This is a genomic window from Streptomyces sp. NPDC059003 (genome assembly GCF_042740445.1).
Classification (GTDB): domain Bacteria; phylum Actinomycetota; class Actinomycetes; order Streptomycetales; family Streptomycetaceae; genus Streptomyces.
This window is the reverse complement of sequence record NZ_JBHYJH010000021.1, coordinates 19,258-36,148: the sequence shown is the minus strand read 5'-3', so window position 1 is coordinate 36,148 and position 16,891 is coordinate 19,258. Positions and strand designations below refer to the sequence as shown.

10 protein-coding genes are annotated in these 16,891 nt (G+C 72.3%); 4 read left to right on the top strand and 6 right to left on the bottom strand.

What is annotated here, in order from left to right; genetic code table 11:
- Positions 1-15: 15 nt before the first annotated feature.
- The 5 genes from fxsT to ACFWZ5_RS11355 all read right to left on the bottom strand — a co-directional run bounded on the left by fxsT (position 16) and on the right by ACFWZ5_RS11355 (position 9,692).
- Complete coding sequence (gene fxsT / locus ACFWZ5_RS11375) at positions 16-4,476, bottom strand: FxSxx-COOH system tetratricopeptide repeat protein (RefSeq protein ID WP_384796595.1); 4,461 nt, start codon at positions 4,474-4,476, stop codon at positions 16-18.
- Positions 4,469-5,389, bottom strand: a complete 921-nt coding sequence (locus tag ACFWZ5_RS11370) for an AAA family ATPase (protein ID WP_384890657.1) — start codon at positions 5,387-5,389, stop codon at positions 4,469-4,471. Before ACFWZ5_RS11370 ends, fxsT begins: the two co-directional genes overlap by 8 nt.
- 161 nt (positions 5,390-5,550) lie before the next feature.
- Positions 5,551-7,239 (bottom strand): hypothetical protein, encoded by a 1,689-nt coding sequence (locus tag ACFWZ5_RS11365; RefSeq protein WP_384796601.1) that lies wholly within the window; start codon positions 7,237-7,239, stop codon positions 5,551-5,553.
- 52 nt (positions 7,240-7,291) lie between these two features.
- Entirely contained in the window at positions 7,292-8,536 is a 1,245-nt protein-coding gene (locus tag ACFWZ5_RS11360; protein ID WP_384796604.1) for a hypothetical protein, read from the bottom strand.
- Between the two features lie 502 nt (positions 8,537-9,038).
- Entirely contained in the window at positions 9,039-9,692 is a 654-nt protein-coding gene (locus ACFWZ5_RS11355; protein ID WP_384796607.1) for a TetR/AcrR family transcriptional regulator, read from the bottom strand.
- Between the two features lie 84 nt (positions 9,693-9,776).
- On the opposite strand from ACFWZ5_RS11355, the gene ACFWZ5_RS11350 reads away from it, so the two are divergent.
- Together ACFWZ5_RS11350 and ACFWZ5_RS11345 are read left to right on the top strand one after the other, a co-directional pair.
- Positions 9,777-11,366 carry an MBL fold metallo-hydrolase gene (locus ACFWZ5_RS11350; protein ID WP_384796610.1) on the top strand — a complete coding sequence of 530 codons (1,590 nt, stop codon included), beginning with the start codon at positions 9,777-9,779 and terminating at the stop codon, positions 11,364-11,366.
- An 8-nt stretch (positions 11,367-11,374) separates the two neighbouring features.
- Positions 11,375-14,083, top strand: a complete 2,709-nt coding sequence (locus ACFWZ5_RS11345) for an AAA family ATPase (RefSeq protein ID WP_384796613.1) — start codon at positions 11,375-11,377, stop codon at positions 14,081-14,083.
- Positions 14,084-14,096: 13 nt separating this feature from the next.
- Here the strand turns inward: ACFWZ5_RS11345 and ACFWZ5_RS11340 are convergent, their stop codons facing one another.
- A complete protein-coding gene (locus tag ACFWZ5_RS11340) occupies positions 14,097-14,537 on the bottom strand; it encodes an acyl-CoA thioesterase (RefSeq protein WP_384796616.1) in 441 nt (146 codons plus the stop codon).
- A gap of 194 nt (positions 14,538-14,731) precedes the next feature.
- On the opposite strand from ACFWZ5_RS11340, the gene ACFWZ5_RS11335 reads away from it, so the two are divergent.
- Entirely contained in the window at positions 14,732-15,565 is an 834-nt protein-coding gene (locus tag ACFWZ5_RS11335; protein WP_384796619.1) for a M55 family metallopeptidase, read from the top strand.
- Complete coding sequence (locus ACFWZ5_RS11330) at positions 15,558-16,883, top strand: M20/M25/M40 family metallo-hydrolase (RefSeq protein WP_384796622.1); 1,326 nt, start codon at positions 15,558-15,560, stop codon at positions 16,881-16,883. Before ACFWZ5_RS11335 ends, ACFWZ5_RS11330 begins: the two co-directional genes overlap by 8 nt.
- Positions 16,884-16,891 lie beyond the last annotated feature (8 nt).

Genomic DNA, 16,891 nt, shown 5'->3' with positions numbered 1-16,891 from the left:
ATCCGCACCGGCCCGCTACACCGGCATGGGGTCGATGTCGCAGTTCGCCCGCCGCCACGCCACCGCGTCCGCGTGCGCGGGGTGCTGCTCGCCGAGGACGCGTGCCAGGCCGTCGACCGCCGTGCGGTGGTGGGCCTCGGACTCCTCGGTGCGGCCCAGGGCCTTGAGGTCCTGAGCCAGGTTGCTGGTCAGCACGAGCACCGTCGCGTGGTGCTCGCCGAGCACCCGGGCCGCGACCGCCAGCGTCGCCTGGTCCAGGTCGAGCGCCGCGGCGGCGTCGCCCTGCGCGAACATGTCGCCCGCGAGGTTGATCCGGCACACCAGCGTGTCGGGGTGTTCCTCGCCGAGGGTCGCCACGCAGCGGTCGAGCGCCGCCTCGTTCAGCTGGCGGGCCGCGTCGACCTTGTTCATGAGGCGGTACGTGATGGCGAGGTCCACATTCGCCTCAGTGGTGTACGGATGCTCGGCGCCGAACACCTGCACGTACAGGTCCCGGGTCTGCTCGCCCAGCTGCATCGCGTCCTTCAGTTCGCCCAACTGCCTGAGGTCCACGGACAGGTTGAGCGAGGCGACCAGGGAGTCGGGGTGCTGATGGCCGTACCGGCTGATGAACTCCTTGCGGGCCTGCCGGGTGAGGTCGGCGGCCTCCGCGTGCCGCCCGGCCTTGCGCAGGGACACACCGAGGCGTGCCAGGTTGCGCAGGGTGTTGGGGTGGTTGGCGCCGACCTGCTGCCGGTAGCGCTCCGTGATGCCCTCGAAGAGCTGCACCGCCGTCAGGTACTCGCCGAGCTCACGCCGGTCGAGCGCGACACTGCTCTCACTGAGCAGGCTGCTCAGCGCCTCCTCGCCGTACATCTGCGACTTGCGCTGCCAGGTCTGCTCGTCGAGTTCGAGGGCCGCCTTGAAGTCGCCGTTCACGCGCAGGCTCACGGCGAGGTTGTGGGCGTGGACGAGCGTCTCCGGTTCGTCGTCGCCGTACTCGCGCAGGGCGCGCTGGTACACCTCGCGGTTGGCCTGGAGCGACTTCTTGAACTCGCCGCGTGCCCGGTGGTCGGCGGCGACCTGGGCCTGGATCATCAGGAGTTCCTCGCCCGCGTCGGACCCGGACCCCTCCACGACCGCGAGCATGCGCTGGCTGAGCGCCGCGCCCTCCTCGAACCGGCCCATCGTCCACAGGACGTACCGCAGGTGCCGCGTGAGCTGGAGCGTCTGGCCGTCGCCCTCGCCGTGCAGCTCGCACCACAGCCGGTAGGCCTTCTCGGTGAAGTCCCTGGCCCCTTCGTGGTCGCCCCACCAGAACAGGTACTCGGCCACGGTCTGGACCATCTGCCGCACGTTGCGCGACGGCGAGCGCATCGCCTCCGACACCAGCACGTGCGGGTACAGCTCCGCGAACCGGGGCCAGTGGGCCGGGTCCTGAGGGTTGCGCGGAGTGTTCGCCGCGAGCAGCAGATGTGCGCCGTGCTGCATGCGGTCGCGTTGCTCCTGCGTCATGCGGGCGATGAGCACCGCCTGCACCAGGCGGTGCATGGAGATCGAGTTGGTGCGGTGGTCGATCTTGGCGAGGGAGTAGCGGTTGATCTCGCGGATCGCGCGGCCGAGCCGCAGCGGGTCGGTGAGCGCGCGGTCCAGGTCGGGGGCGATCGGCTCCACGGGGGCGCCGGAGAACAGCGGCCTGGAGATCGGCTCGGGAGCGAACGAAGAGCAGACCTGGAGGAGTTGGAGAGCCGCGGCGTTCTTGCGCTCCAGGTGGTCGAGGGAGACGTTCCAGGCCGTGGCCACGGTCTCCTCGTAGTGGGTGGGCGGCGAGACCGTCATCAGCTCGGCCCGCTTCTCCTCGAACAGGCGCAGATATTCGGAGGCCGGCATGCCGGTCTCCGCGCGCCATGCGGACGCCTGCTCCACCGCGAGCGGCAAGTCACCGAGGACGGCGGCGAGTTGATCGGCGTCGCGTTCGGGCAGATCCGGATTGCGGCGCTGCAGGAGGTGGATGCTCTCGTCGCGCTTGAAGACATCGACCTCAAGGGGGTGCGCCAGCGTGTTCCACTGCGGATTGCGGGAGGTCACAAGGATGGAGCCGATCGGCCCGCTGCCCGGCGTCGTGGGGAAGTAGCCCTGGACGGACTCGGGGCTCTCGGCGTTGTCGAAGACGAGCAGCCAGTTGCCGTAGGGCTGCCCGGTGCGCAGGGCTTCGAGTACCGCGGGCACGGCCGTGTTGGCCTCGGCGGTCACCGGCAGACTGAGCCTCTGGGCGAGCTCCACCAGGGCTTGAGCGATCTGCGTGGGCCGCTCCGCCGGGATCCACCACACGACGTCGTAGCGCGAGGCATTGCGGTAGACATACTCCAGGGCCAGCTGCGACTTGCCCACGCCGCCCATGCCGTGCAGGGCGTGCGGAAGAACCGCTGTGGGCCCCTGGCCCAGGTCGCGTTCGAGCTTCTGCAGCAAGTCCTCACGGCCGGTGAAGACCAGGTTCCGCGGCGGCATGTTGCCGAGCACCGCCGGGCGGACCGTCGTCGTGCCATGGTGTGGCCTCTCCGGTGTCGCGCCCCCTTCATCAGGCGCCGGGGTGGCGGTCCCTGGGGCAACCGTGGTCACTGTCGTGCCTCCTTGGCGTGAGCCTGTGCTGGGGCCGTTCCGGCTCTCTTTAGTATCGGGGGAATGCATTATGCCGGAACCTTTTCCTAAATCATCGGTGGCTGCGCCGGGCGTCTTTGTTCCCGGCAGCTCCGTTGCCTCCATGTGTGTGGCTATGAGGCTGCGGAGCTGGTTCGCCCGGCGCAGATGAGGTCCCGCGAGCACGCTGAGTACGGCGTGTTCCGCGGTCCTGAAACGCATGTTGTCCCAGGTGACTTCGGGGTCATTCGTAAGTTCGTGACCATCGAAATGGGCAAGGAGTTCTCGGGCCGCCGTGCTCCTTGGTGCAAGAGTTTCGGCGGCTTTGCGTGATGCCTGTAATGTGGTGCGTTTGGTGCTTGCTGCCAATAATTCCTCGCGGACACCGGGAAGGAAAAGGTAGCTTTTCCCGTCGCTCGACACGGGTTCCACGAGTCCGCTCATCAACACTTCGGCCAGGTGTACCGGGCCTGATTCCGGCAGTATGTCGCGCTGGATCCTGGTGATGACCGGGAGGTCCAGCTGGACCGCGGCGAGCCGTACGGCGAGCGCGAAGGCGTCCGGGGACGCCCACACACGAAAGCGCGCCACCTTCTCCGCAGGGGTCTCCTCGCGGGGCAGCCGGGACGACTCGGGCAGGGGATCGGGTTTCTCCCCCGGGGTCACCAGGGTGGCGGCGACCTCCGTCCAGCGTGGTTCGCCGCCCGCCACGAACCGCGCCCAGGGTGCCAGCCAGTCCCCGGAGATCTCAAGGACGGGCACGGGAAAGGTACCCGCACGCCGCACCGGATCCGCCCACGCCTCGCAGCCGTAGGGCTCCAGCGGCTCCCAGTGCACCTGGCCGTTGCCCGCCCACGGCCCCGGCGCCCGCAGGCGCACCCGCTCGGGCAGCAACCCGGTGCGGTGCCACAGGTGTTGGGGCAGCGCGTTCAGGATGGCCAGCGGCTGGTGGCGTCCCCAGACGGCGAGGGCGGCGCGCACGGTGCCCGTACGCCAGGCGGGCGCGACGCCGTCGGTGAGGACCAGGACGATGCGCCGCCCCGTCAGGTCGACGAGGCCGCGGACCGGCTGTGGCCTGCCGCGGCCGTCGGGGCCGCGCAGGACGACGCCGTCCGGGGCCGGGGACGAGGTGTCGAGACAGCGGAGCTCGATGTCGCGAAAGCCGCTGTAGCGGCGCAGGACGGCCGCGAGCCGCAGCGCGGTGTGGCGCCACACCCACATGTTCGGGGCGCTGTCCACCACGAGGACGGCGTCCCAGCGTCCCTCCGACGCGGGCCGCAGGACGGGAGGCAGCCAGGGGGCCTCGGCGAACCGCTCGCCCGTGCGCTCCTCGTCGACCTCGTCGGCGGACGGCGTACGGGAGCGCTGGCGCAGCGGGCGCAGGGCGCGGCCGAGGGCGGAGGCGTCCAGGCCGCGGCCGCGGGGGCGGGCGCGGGCACGGCGGCGCGGGGGTGGCGGGGGTGCGGGGGGCGGTGGTGCGGGCTCGTGGCCCGTGGCGGGGGTGGAGAGCGGGCCCGCGGCGGGGGTGGGCGGTGTCCCGGCCTCCGGGGCGAGGGGTGTCACCGGGACGTCGAGGGGCGGCGGGGCGGCGGTCCGCTCGGGGTCGTGGCGGCGCTCGGCGTCCGGTGTCCCGGTCCTCGTGTCCGGCGCCCTGCCGTGGTCCGGTGCCGACTGCTCCGGGCCCCGCCGCGGGGCCGACGCCTCGTCGTCGGTCAGGAGTTCGGGGTGGTGCCGGGTGAGCCAGAGGGCGTCGGCCACCTCCCACCAGCGCAGCCCGATCACGTCCAGGCGCTCGTGATCCCCGGCGGGACGCGAGGTCTGCGCTGCCCTGCCCTCGGAGGCGGCGGGGTGCTCAGTCACTCCGCCCAGTCCCATCGCCGTTCAACGGGTGCCAGATGGCGCTGAGCACCGCCTGCCATTCCGCGTCGTCCGACTCCTCGTACGCATAGGCGCCGGACGTCACGAGATGGGCGGCATTGAGGAGCATGTCAGCGGCCAGACCATCGGATTGTTCGCTGTGCTGCCTGAAGTCGCGGATCAACTTTTCCTGCATGTCACCGAGTCGGTCGGAGAAGTGGGCGGAGAGCAGTTCCGCCAGCCCTTCCGCATCGGGGTCGGCCATGTCCAAACGCAGACATCGCCGCAGGAAGGCTTCCGGAAACTCGCGTTCCCCATTGGACGTCATGATGACGACGGGAAAAGCGTGCGCCTGGACGATGCCTTCCCTGACCGGGGCGAATCCGCCCGGATCAGCGGTATGGACCGTCACTTCCGGGCTCTGATTCCTTACTCGAACGAGTGGCGGCACGGAGTACCAGCCGTCCTCGAAAAGAGTGAGGAGGTCATTGGGCAGATCCGCGTCGCCCTTGTCGATCTCGTCGATGAGCAGGACGCGCGGAAGCCGGTGGGGAAGCAGCGCCGTGCCGAGCGGGCCGAGCTGGACGAAATCACCGATGTCCGTGGGCGGCTGCGGGCCCGATGCGGCGGCCCCGGCGGGTGCCGCCTGCTGCTGCGCCACGTACCACGCCTGCCCGGACTGGGCCCGGCCGATCACGTCGTACTCGAAGAGGCCCGAGGCCAGTGTGGTGCGGCTGGTGATGGGCCACTGGAGCACGCGGCCCAGCGAGAGCTCCCGGGCGATGCGGAACGCCAGCGCTGACTTGCCGACGCCGGGGCGGCCCGTCACGAGGAGGGGCCTGCGGAGCAGGATCGAGGCGTTGACCAGGCGGACCTCGTCCGCCGGCGGGCGGCGCGGCACGTCGACGGGGCCCAACCTGCGGTCGGCCTCGTCGTCGTCCGGCGGCGGCGGCAGGACGGGGCCGCCGCTGAAGCTCCGCCAGCGCGGCCCGTCGGGCCAGCCCCGTTCCTCGTAGGGCACAGCGGGGGGCGTCCGTCCCGTCCCCCGGTACGGCAGCCCGTTCGTCTCCTGCGCGTTCAATCGGTCCCCCCTACGAAAGCGGCGGGAGCGCACGCGTCACCGTCGAGGAGCTGCTGCGGATCGTCCCAGACCATCCCCAAGTTCTTGAGTACGGCCTTGTGTTGCGGGCCGGTGCCGTGGAGGGCGGATCCCGCCGCGGCGTCACCCTTCCACTGTCGGGCACGCTCGGGCAGATTGGCCAGGCCTTCCTCGGCCAACAGCTCCTTGACCATGCTTCTGAAGACGTCCGGCGCGCCGTGCTCGCGCTCGAAGATCACCACGGGTACTCCGTGGTCGAGGCCCAGGCGTAATTCGCGCAGCCCCATGGCGTTCCTGGTCCGCGGGGAGTCACTGAGGACCATGCAGACCACCCCCTCCTCCTTGCCGATCTGGGCATCCAGCAGTTCGAGGTGTTCTGCCGCGGCCCGCCCCCGGGGATCGCACCAATGGACGCGCCCACCCCCCGGGTCGCCCTTCCAGCGGGCCCAGCGCCTGCGCCACGCGTGGTGCAGATCGCGCCGCTGCATGCGTTCCAGACTATGCACGAATATCCACGGATACTTACTCAACAACGGGTTGGAATGGCTTAGTTGTGGATCACGGTTCCACCACTCCACTGGTTCGTTCAGCAGGTCGGCCGGGAGGAAGAACTCCAGAACCACGTTCTCGTCCCGAGACTGCCATAGCTCGGCCGTCGTGGACAGCAGCGAGGCTATCGCGCCGGGGAGCCGGCTGCGGGGCACGGCCTCCTCCGGATCGCAGTCCTCCTGGTGGAGCCGTACGGACTCCGCGTACCGGACCCGCGACGAGATCCGGTAGCGGGTCTCCCTGCGCCCCTGACGTGCCGTTTCCCGGTCGGAGGGGCGCAGGTCCGGGGCTATCTTGATGAACATCCGGATGACCGGAACCTGGGGGTCGCCCGGCTCGCCCGGGTCGGCCGGTTCGGAATGCGGGTTTCCGTGCCCTGTGTGTTCGCCGGTCGTCATCCCGAATTCACCTGCGACCGGGGCGTGTTGGGCGGCCAGGCGCTCGCGCAGGGCGTCGAGGCCCGTGCTGCCGTCCTTGCGCTCCCAGACGACGGCGAAGTGGTCGTTCCACGCCCGTATCTCACCGACGATCGCCGCCGCTTCCGCGCGCAGCATCAGGTGTTCGAGCAGGACCATGCTGGGTTCGAGGCCGCCGACCGGCGCGTTGTGCCCGGCGAGGTGGACGAAGGCGTGCCAGGCGGTGTGGCAGTACGCGGGAATGCGGACGCGGTCGCCGCTCACCTCGGCGACCAGGGCGGGCAGTTCGGGAAGGCTGAATTCGAGACCGGCGCGCAGCGCGGCCCAGTCCCGGCCCTCGTAGACGTCCGTCGCGTACCACTCGTCGAGGAGCGGACGCAGCTGGTGGGACACGGCGGGGGCCAGGAACTCCGTGACGCTCGTCAGGCGCTCCAGGCCGTCCTCGATGCGGCTGCAGTGGCGCACGGCCTCCACGATCTCCTGGCGCGGTGTGGGTAGCCCCCCGAGCTCCAACCCGTCGAATTCCTCCGCGAGTTCGCGGGCCCACTGCTGGCGGCCGCGCGCGTCGCCCAGGGCCATGGAGGTGCCGAGCGCCTCGACCATCGCCCCCAGGACGCGCTGCTTCGCCTGCTGCTTCCCGTGCCGGCCCGGCGGCTGTCCGGCCTGCCGCCGCGCCGTGCCTCTGGATGACCGCTGTGGCACGTGCGTTCCCCTTCGCACCGCGAGATGCTCCGCTCGCCTCGGAATGCTCCGTTCACCGAGGGATCACCTCCGCCAGGACCTCGTACAGTTGCCGGTTCGCCCAGTACGCGCTGTGGGCCGCCGAGACGGGCTGCCCGTTGTCGACCGCCACGTCGCGCACCCGCGGGCCGAAGACCTCGGAGCCGACGAAGGACAGCAGATCGCGCGGGTCGTAGATGTTGACCCACTCCGGGAACCCGGCCGGCAGGCCGGTCCCGAACGGTCGGGAGGGGAGCGCGTCGAGCTCGTACAGGAGCGGGGCCTGGGAGCCGACGGTGATGAGCCGGGCGACGTCCGGGGACCCGGACGCCGCGGCGTCGGCCGCAGGATCGCCCGCCCGGTCGGCGCGCACGCCGCGGGCGAGCAGGTCGAAGGCGACGATGCCGCCCAGGCTGTGCCCGAGCAGCGCCACCGGAGGCGCGAGGTCCCGGGCGAGGTCGGCGACGTACGCGCGCACGGCGTCGCCGCGCACCAGATAGCTCAGGATGTCGCCGGAGAAGCCCAGCGAGCGCTCGCTGATCGCGTCGCGCCGCCCGACGACGAACCGGGACCCGCCGGCCCGCTCCAGGAGCCGGGCGGAGGCGCCGAGGGCCCGCGCCAGGCCGTCCGCGACGCCGCGCGCCTCGCCGCCGAGCGCGTCCACGACCGCGGTCACCATCGCGTCCCGTCCTGGCACCGGTACAGTGCCCGGGCCGCCGGGCAGTCCCGCGAGCGCCCGCGCCACCAGGGAGCGCCCCGCGAGCCGCGCGAGGCCCCCCGCGTCCTGGTCGTCCCGCGCGGCGTCGCAGGCCCGCCGGAACTCCGCCGACGCCTGCAGCCCGGTCACGGAGTCGGCGAGCACGCCCTGGAGTCCGGCCGCCGCCCAGGTCCGCCGCACGTCGGGGGACTCGGCGAGGGACGTGGCACGTGTCCACAGTTTGGCGCCGGCCGGGATCGCCCCGGGAACGAAGGCCGCCCCCGAGTCCCGCTCGACCAGGGCGAACAGGGACAGTTCGGCGTCCGGGTCCACATAGAGCAGCGCCCAGCGGGCCCGCTCCTCCTCGTCGGCCGAGGGGCCCTCGACGGGGGTGCGGGGCCGGTAGCCGGGGATGGACGCGCCGTTCGCCCGCAGGTACGAGCCGAGCGCGGAGCCCCAGTCGCAGCCGGCCACCGTCACGTCCGGGCGCACCGCGGCAAGCCCCTCGCGCACGGTGGCCAGCGCGGCCGCGTGCCCGGGCGCGCGCACCCCGGTGCCGTGGATGAACAGGACGCTGGGCACCTCGACTCCTCCGTGACTCCCGGGACCGGTGTGCCGGACGGGGCTGAACTCGCTTGTGCCGGACGGTATTTGATGATGGTTCATGGTACGGCTTGTCGGTGCCGAAGCCGTACATCGGTGCCGTGCCGTGACGCCCGGGTCAATTCCTGCTCGCTCAGGCATCGGCCCGAACCAGCCGAGCAGCAGCAACGGCACCAGTTGCCGCCTGGCGGGGATCTGACCGATGCCGCGCAGCGAATCGACCAGGACCGGGGCGTTGCCCGCCCGGCCGCTGTTCGAGTAGTCCGCGATGGCCTGCCGACAGCCGACACGGGTGCTCGGCATCACCGGGACCTGGGCGGCGAAGCCGGATTCTCCGTGTGGTGCGGGGGGAGTGAGGGCGTCGACCGGTTCCACAGGGATGTCCGGCTGAGGCAGTGGTGCACTGGTTCACCGTTGCCATGCCCAAGTGGGCGGTGCAAGGGGTGGTTTCGCGCGTGCTCGGCCGCTCGGAGGGGCTTGCCTACTCCCTGTGCTCCGGTGCCGCGTCGGTCGGGGGCGCGGTGGTCGTGAAGCCCGTGGCGTGGATGGCGAGGCGGGTGAGGAGGGCCTCGGTGAGGGGGAAGCCGCCGTCGTTGCGCAGCCAGCGGCTGAGGGCGGTCACGTAGCCGTCGAAGACCAGGTCGGCGACGCTCTCGGGGTCGAGGTCGCGGCGGATCTCGCCGTTCTGCCGGCCCCGGGCGACGGCGGCGACGAACGCGCGGGGCGTGGTGGTGCCGAGGGCGAAGGCGCTGTGCAGGACGCCGCTGTCGTGCAGTTCCTTCGCCAGTGCGTAGTCCCGCTCGTTGAGCTCCGCCAGCGCCCGCAGTTCGCCCGCAAGGGCCTCGACGGCGGTCCCGCTGCCGGATGCTTCCGCCGCGTCCTGCCGGTCGAGGAGTTCATGGCGCTGCCGGACCCAGGCGACCACGAAGTCCTCCTTGCGGCGGAAGTGGTTGAACGCCGTCTGGCGTCCCACGTCGGCGCGTTCGGCGATGTGGTCGTAGGTGGTGGCCGCGTAGCCCTGGGTGGCGAACAGCTCCAGGGCCGCGGTCAGCAGCCGGTCCCGCGTCGCGGTGCGGCGGCGCTCGCGCCGGTCGGTCGGTGGCTGGTCCGGTTCTTGCGGTGCGGTCGGTGTCACACCGCAAGCGTACTTGAGTCCGTGAGTATATTCGAGTACAGATTGGTACTGGAATATCGTCACGTTGCATGAGGAGGTCGTGCCATGCCCGTTCCCTACACCCTCGGCCTGCACGAGATCGCCACGGACACCTACGCCTACCTGCAGCCCAACGGCTCCTGGGGGCTCAGCAACGCCGGGCTCGTCGTCTCCGGCGACCAGGGGTTGCTGGTCGACACGCTGTTCACCGTCCCGCTGACCCGCGACATGCTCGACGCGACGGCCCGGGACCTGCCCCACGTCACCATCGGCACCGTGGTCAACAGCCACGGCGACGGCGACCACTGGTGGGGGAACCAACTGCTCGCGGACGCCACGATCATCGCCTCGGAGGCCGCCGCCTCCGACATGGCCCGCGACGAACTGCACGAGCTGTTCGCGGCACCGGGCGCGGTTCCGCTGCCGCGCGTCGCCGAGCGGATGCGCGAGACCTTCGACTTCACCGGCATCACCCCCACGCTGCCGAGCCGGACCTTCCGCGGCGAACTGGAGGTGGCGGTGGGCGGGCGCACGGTCCGCCTGATCGAGGTCGGCCCCGCCCACACCGCCGGGGACGTGCTGGTCCATGTGCCGGACGCCGCCGTGCTGTTCGCCGGGGACATGCTGTTCATCGGCGGCCACCCGGTGATCCACAGCGGTCCGGTGGGGAACTGGATCGTCGCCTGCGACCTGATCCTCGGTCTCGACGTCGAGACGATCGTGCCCGGGCACGGGCCGGTCGTCGGCAAGCCCGAGGTGCGCGCCTTCCGCGACTACCTGGAGCGGGTCCGCGACCACGCCGTCCGCACGCACCGGGCGGGCATGCCCGTACTGCAGGCCGCACAGGAGATGGACCTGGACGGCCTCGCCGACTGGGACGACCCGGAGCGCCTGGTGCTCAACATCGGCGCCGTCCACCGCGAACTGAACGGCGACGGCACGCCTGCGGAGCTGGAGCTGATGGGCCGTCTGGACGAGTACGCCGCGCCGCGATCCACGCCGACCACCCCTCGTATCGCATCCCGCACCGCCCCTCGCATCGAGCCCCGCACCGCACCCCGTGTCGAACCCCGCCCCCCGGCCGAGATCGCCGCCCTGGCCGCACGCCTGGACGGAACCCCGGCGCGGCTGCTCGCCGACGACGGCACGGGACCGCTGGACGGCCGCCCGGTGCTGAACGTCCTTGCGACCATCGGCAACCACCCCGACCTGCTGGTCGCCCTGGCCCCCCTGCTCGCCGGCCTCGCCCAGGGGCTGATCCCGGACCGCGAACGGGAACTGGCGATCCTTCGCACCGCGCACCTCACCGGCTCGACCTACGAGTGGGAGCACCACGCCCGCATCGGCGCCGCCGCCGGGCTCACCGGGCCTGAGATCGCCCGTGTCCCGCTCGGCCCCGATGGCTCCGGCTCCGGCTCCGGCTGGGGCGAGGCCGACCGGTCGCTGCTGCGGGCCGTCGACGAGCTGTACGAGGGCCACGCGCTGACCGCGGCCACCTGGCGGCGGCTGGCCGCGCGCTACTCCACGGCGCAGATGCTGGAACTGCTCGCCCTGGTCGGCACGTACACGATGATCGCCGGAATCCTCAAGTCCTGCCGGGTCCCGCTCGACGACTGGCTCGTCGCACCCGCGGTGGCCGGGGCCGCCGAGGGGTGAGGGCGGGCATGCGGGAAACGCCCTGGGGGCGGGCCTCGGAGCGTCAGGTACTGGCCCATGCCATCGGGGAGTTGGCCGAGGGCGGTGGCAGGGTGATCGTCCTGTCGGGCGAGGCCGGTATCGGCAGGACGACGTTGCTGCGGCACGCCGGTGAGCTGGGGCGTGCCGCCGGGGTCCGCGTCCTGACGGCCAACGCCAGTGCGCTGGAGCGTGAGTTCGCGTACGGCGTCGCGCGGCAGCTGCTTGCGGAGGTCGACGGAGCCGCGCTGACGACGAGGGCCGGGGCTCCGATCGAGGCGATCCAGGCCCTCTTCGCCAGGATCGGGGAGATCGCCGCTGCCGGGCCCGTCCTGCTGGTCGTCGACGACCTCCAGTGGGCCGACGCCGCCTCGCTGCGCTTCCTCAACTACGTGGCGACCCGGATCGGCACACTGCCGGTCACCGTGCTGGCCGGGCGCCGCCTGGACGACCCGCACCACGACCCGTACCACGACACCCTCAGCGAGCCGCTCGTCGCCGAACTGACCGCACGCGCGCGCCAGATATGGGTGGCACCCCTGCAAGCGGCGGACGTCGCGGAACTGGCCCGGCAGGTCTTCGGCGGCGCGGTGGACGACGGGTTCGCGCGGGCCTGCCACGCGGCGAGCGGCGGCAACCCGTTCCTGGTCACCGAGGCGCTGGCCGCCCTCCGGGAACAGGGCGTACGCCCGACCGAGGACGGCATCCCGCACGTGGCGACGGTGACGTCGCGTGCCCTCATCGGCCGCACCGCGTCCCGCCTGCGGACCGTGGACGGCGCCCTGGAGCTGGCGCAGGCACTGACGGTGACCGGCGACCACGGCCGTCTCGAACTGGCCGTCGACGTGGCGGGACTCGGTCTTGAGCGAGCCTCGTCGGCCCTGGACGCGCTGCTCCGCGGCCGCGTGGTCACGTACGAACAGGGCGGGATCGCGTTCGTGCACCCCCTCGTCGCTGCGGCGGTCGCCGCCACGCTCAATCCGCTGCGTGCCCGTGCCTGGCACGCGAGGGCGGCGGAGCTCTGCCACCGGCACTCCCTCAGCCCCGAGCGGATCGTCGCGCACCTGCTCGAGGCCGGGCCGCCCCGCGAGGGCTGGCAGGTCGACGTCCTGGCCGACGCGGCGGAGAGCGGCCACCGGACGGGCGCGTTCGCATCGGCCGCCACCCTGCTGCGGCACGCCCTGAGCGCTCCCCGCCTGCCCGACGACCTGCGGTTGCGGCTGCGTGCCGGGCTCGGCGCCGCCCTGATCTCCGACGACGCCCCGGCCGCGCGGGCGCTGCTGACCGAACTGCTGCCCCTGACCGGCGGGGACCTGTACGCCCAGGTGGCCTCCGACCTGCTCCTCGCCACGCTGAACACCGAGGGGCCCAGCGCCGGGACGAAGGTCGTGGGCACCGTCGTCGACAAGGTGGCCGCGCACGATCCGGCCGCCGCCCTCCCGCTGATCGCCCGCTCGCTGGGCACGGGCTGGCTGTCCGACAGCCCCGTACGCGCGCTCCTCGACCCGGTGGAGGCCGTGGCCGACAGCCACCCGCGCGGCCCGGCGATCGTCGCCGCGGCCCGTGCCCAGCTCGCCGCGGAGACCATGTCGGACGCCGAGGCCGCCGCCGCCCGGGCGACGCACGCCCTTGAGCTGTTCTGGGGCTCCGGTGAACCCGAGGCGGCCGACATGTCCGTCCCTCTAGGGGCGGTCCAGGGGCTGCTGGTGGCCGAACGTTTCGAGGAGGCCCTGGCCTGGACGGCGAGGGCGGAGGAGCTCGCGGCCCGCCGCGGCTGGCCGAAGGTGCTGCGGGGCACGGCGTGGGTGCGGTACGCGTGCGCGCTGCTGACCGGTCACACCGACGCCGCGCTGGCCGCCGCCCGGGACTTCGAGGCGTCCGGGACCGCCCTCGGGAGCGGAAGGCCGCTGCCCTACTCGGACGGGTACGTCGCGGGCGCACTGCTCGCGGCGGGCCGGCTCGACGAGGCGGAAGCGGCGCTGGGGTCCCTGGCCCTCGGCGAACTCCGCGCGGCGGACCAGTTCGTCGCGGCCGCCACCCGGGCCGCCCTGCGCCTGGCTCAGCACCGGTGGGAGGAGGCGCTCGCGGACGCGCTCATGTGCGGACGGCTGCTGCCCGCGACCGTGGCCAACCCCCTGATCGCACCGTGGCGGCCCATCGGTGCGCTGGCCGCGCACGGTCTCGGCGACCCGGAGCAGGCGCGGCGCCTCGCCGACGAGGAGCTGCGGCTCGCTCGCCGGTGGGGCACCCCGCACACCCTGGGCCTCGCGCTGAGCACGGCCGGAATCGTTTACGCGGACACGGCGCTGGTGCGCGAGGCGGTCGACGTCACCCGGGGCACCCCTGCCCGGGCGGCACTGATGTGGGCGCTGCCGGCGCTCGACGAACCGGACGCGCTGACCGAGGCACTGCGGATCGCCGAGCAGAACGGGTGGGGTTCGGCCGCCCCCGCGGTCCGCGCGGCACTGCGCGCCCACGGCCGACGGCCGGGCACGAGGCCGCTCACCGCGTTGACCCGCGGTGAGCGGGCGGTGGCCGACCTGGCGGCGAGCGGGCTGACGAACGCGGCGATCTGTGCCCGGCTGTATCTGGCGCCGCGCACGGTCGAGCAGCATCTGACGCGTACGTACCGCAAGTTGGGCATCGCGGGGCGCGCGGGTCTCGGGCCCGCGCTGCGGGCCGACGTGCGGACGCCCTGAAGAGCAGAGGCCCTCACGCCGCGTTCTCAGCGGCCTGCGGCTCAAGCCCGGCGGCGGCGCGCAACTCGTCGCTGAAGGGAGCCGGACGCAGGGTCCCGGGATCGAGGTTGACGATCACCCGGTGGCCCTCGGCGTGCACCACCGACCGGTCCGCGGACAGGACGCGGAACCCGTGCACGCAGCTGGTCGTGCCCACGCGCTCGATCCAGAAGTGGACGACCGGCGCGCACATCCCCGTGATCGGCTGGTGGAAGACGACCTTGACCTCGCGGATGGCCATGAAGAAGTCGGGGAACGTCGACACCGCGGCGTCCGGGGACCAGCCGAGCCGGGCCCAGTAGGCGTTGATCGCCCGCTCGGCGAGGGCCGCGTAGCGGGAGTTGTGCAGCATCCCCATGGGGTCCAGGTCGTCGAGGTGGACCGAGAGCTGCTCGAACTGTCCGGGGTCGTTCATGTGGTTCTCCGTGGAAGTGCGGTGGATCGTCAGCGCCAAGCTAGGCCGGGCCGGAGCGGCCCGGTACCGCACAGTTCGTCCCGACGGTAAGTACGCGGTCGGCGGCGCAAGGCCAGCGGTGTCCGCGTAGTGGTCTCCACCACTTGTCGCCGCCTCGTGGGAAGTTCCCCCGCCGACGCGTAACGTGGCACAGCATGAAGATCCTCATCAGCGCCGACATGGAGGGCGCCACGGGCGTGACCTGGCCCGCCGATGTGCTGCCTGGCACGCCGCAGTGGGAGCGGTGCCGGTCGATGTTCACCTCCGACGTGAACGCCGCCGTGCTCGGCTTCTTCGACGGCGGAGCCGACGAGGTGATCGTCAACGAGGCGCACTGGACCATGCGGAACCTGCTCCTGGAGCGGCTCGACGACCGGGTCGAGATGCTGACGGGGCGGCACAAGGCCCTGTCGATGGTCGAGGGCGTCCAGCACGGCGACGTGGACGGCATCGCGTTCATCGGCTACCACGCGGGCGCCGGCATGGAGGGCGTCCTCGCGCACACCTATCTGGCGAACCAGATCACCGGGGTCTGGGTCAACGGCGTCCGCGCCAGCGAGGGCCTGCTGAACGCGCACGTCGTCGCGGAGTTCGGCGTCCCCGTCGTCCTCGTCACCGGCGACGACCTGGCCTGCGAGGACGCGCTCGGCTACGCCCCCGCGGCCCCGAAGGTCGCCGTCAAGGACCACGTGTCGCGGTACGCGGCGGTGTGCCGCACCCCGGCCCGCACCGCCGCCGACATCCGGGCCGCCGCGAAGGAGGCGGCGCCGCTCGCCGTGCGCCACGAACCGGTGACGGGCGGCCCCTTCACCGTGGAGGTCGAGTTCGACGCCGAGCACCTGTCGATGGCGGCGACGGTGGTTCCCGGTGTGCGGCGCGTGGCGGAGCGGAAGGTCGCGTACACGAGCGACACGATGTACGAAGGCATTCGCACGTTCAAGGCGGTCACCACGATCGCCTCCGCCGCGGTTGAGGAGCAGTATGGCTGAGCAGGTCGACCCGCAAGCACTGGACGAGGTCGTCCGGTTCACCTCCGAGCTCATTCGCATCGACACCACCAACCGCGGCGACGGCGAGTGCCGCGAGCGTCCCGCCGCCGAGTACGCGGCCGCGCTGCTCGCCGAGACCGGCCTCGAACCCACGCTCCTGGAGCGCACCCCGGGCCGTACGAACGTGGTCGCCCGCATCGAGGGCACCGACCCGGCGGCCGAAGCGCTCCTGGTCCACGGCCACTTGGACGTCGTACCGGCCGAGGCCGCCGACTGGAGCGTGCACCCCTTCTCCGGCGAGATCCGCGACGGCGTCGTGTGGGGGCGCGGCGCCATCGACATGAAGAACATGGACGCGATGATCCTCGCGGTCGTCCGCGGCTGGGCGCGCGCGGGGGTGCGCCCGCGCCGGGACGTCGTGCTCGCGTTCACCGCCGACGAGGAGGCCAGCGCCCTCGACGGCTCCGGCTTCCTCGCCGACGAGCACCCGGAGCTCTTCGAGGGCTGCACGGAAGGCATCAGCGAGTCCGGCGCGTTCACGTTCCACGACGGCCGGGGCAACCAGCTGTATCCGATCGCGGCGGGGGAGCGGGGCACCGGCTGGCTCAGGCTCACCGCGCGCGGCACGGCGGGCCACGGCTCCAAGGTGAACCGGGAGAACGCGGTGAGCAGGCTCGCCGCCGCCATCCACCGCATCGGGGAGTACCGCTGGCCGGTGCGGCTCACGCCGACGGTGCGGGCGGCCCTGGTGGAGCTGGCCGGGATCTACGGCCTCGAGGCGGACCCGGACGCGCCCGACTTCGACGTCGACGCGTTCCTGGAGAAGCTCGGCCCCACCGCCGCCCTGGTCGAGTCCACCGTCCGCAACAGCGCGAACCCGACGATGCTGCGCTCCGGATACAAGGTCAATGTGATCCCGGGCGAGGCCACGGCCTACGTCGACGGCAGATATCTGCCGGGCGGCGAGGAAGAGTTCCGCACCACCCTTGACCGGCTCACCGGACCGGACGTCGACTGGGAGTTCCACCACCGGGAGGTGGCGTTGCAGGCTCCGGTGGACACGTCCACGTTCGCGAAGATGCGCGCGGCCGTCCGGGAGTTCGCCCCGGAGGGCCGTGTCGTCCCGTACTGCATGTCGGGCGGCACGGACGCCAAGCAGTTCTCGCGGCTCGGCATCCGCGGGTACGGCTTCTCGCCGCTGCGGGCGCCCGAGGGCTACGACTACCAGGCGCTCTTCCACGGCGTTGACGAGCGGGTGCCGGTCGAGGCGCTGCACTTCGGGACACGGGTGCTCGACCGCTTTCTGCGGACGGCCTGACGGACTAT

Excerpts from the sequence above, each read along its gene's own strand:
- ACFWZ5_RS11335 (WP_384796619.1), top strand. The coding sequence starts at position 14,732 with ATGAAGATCCTCATCAGCGCCGACATGGAGGGCGCCACGGGCGTGACC.
- ACFWZ5_RS11330 (WP_384796622.1), top strand. The coding sequence starts at position 15,558 with ATGGCTGAGCAGGTCGACCCGCAAGCACTGGACGAGGTCGTCCGGTTC.
- ACFWZ5_RS11350 (WP_384796610.1), top strand. The coding sequence starts at position 9,777 with ATGCCCGTTCCCTACACCCTCGGCCTGCACGAGATCGCCACGGACACC.
- ACFWZ5_RS11345 (WP_384796613.1), top strand. The coding sequence starts at position 11,375 with ATGCGGGAAACGCCCTGGGGGCGGGCCTCGGAGCGTCAGGTACTGGCC.
- ACFWZ5_RS11340 (WP_384796616.1), bottom strand. The coding sequence starts at position 14,537 with ATGAACGACCCCGGACAGTTCGAGCAGCTCTCGGTCCACCTCGACGAC.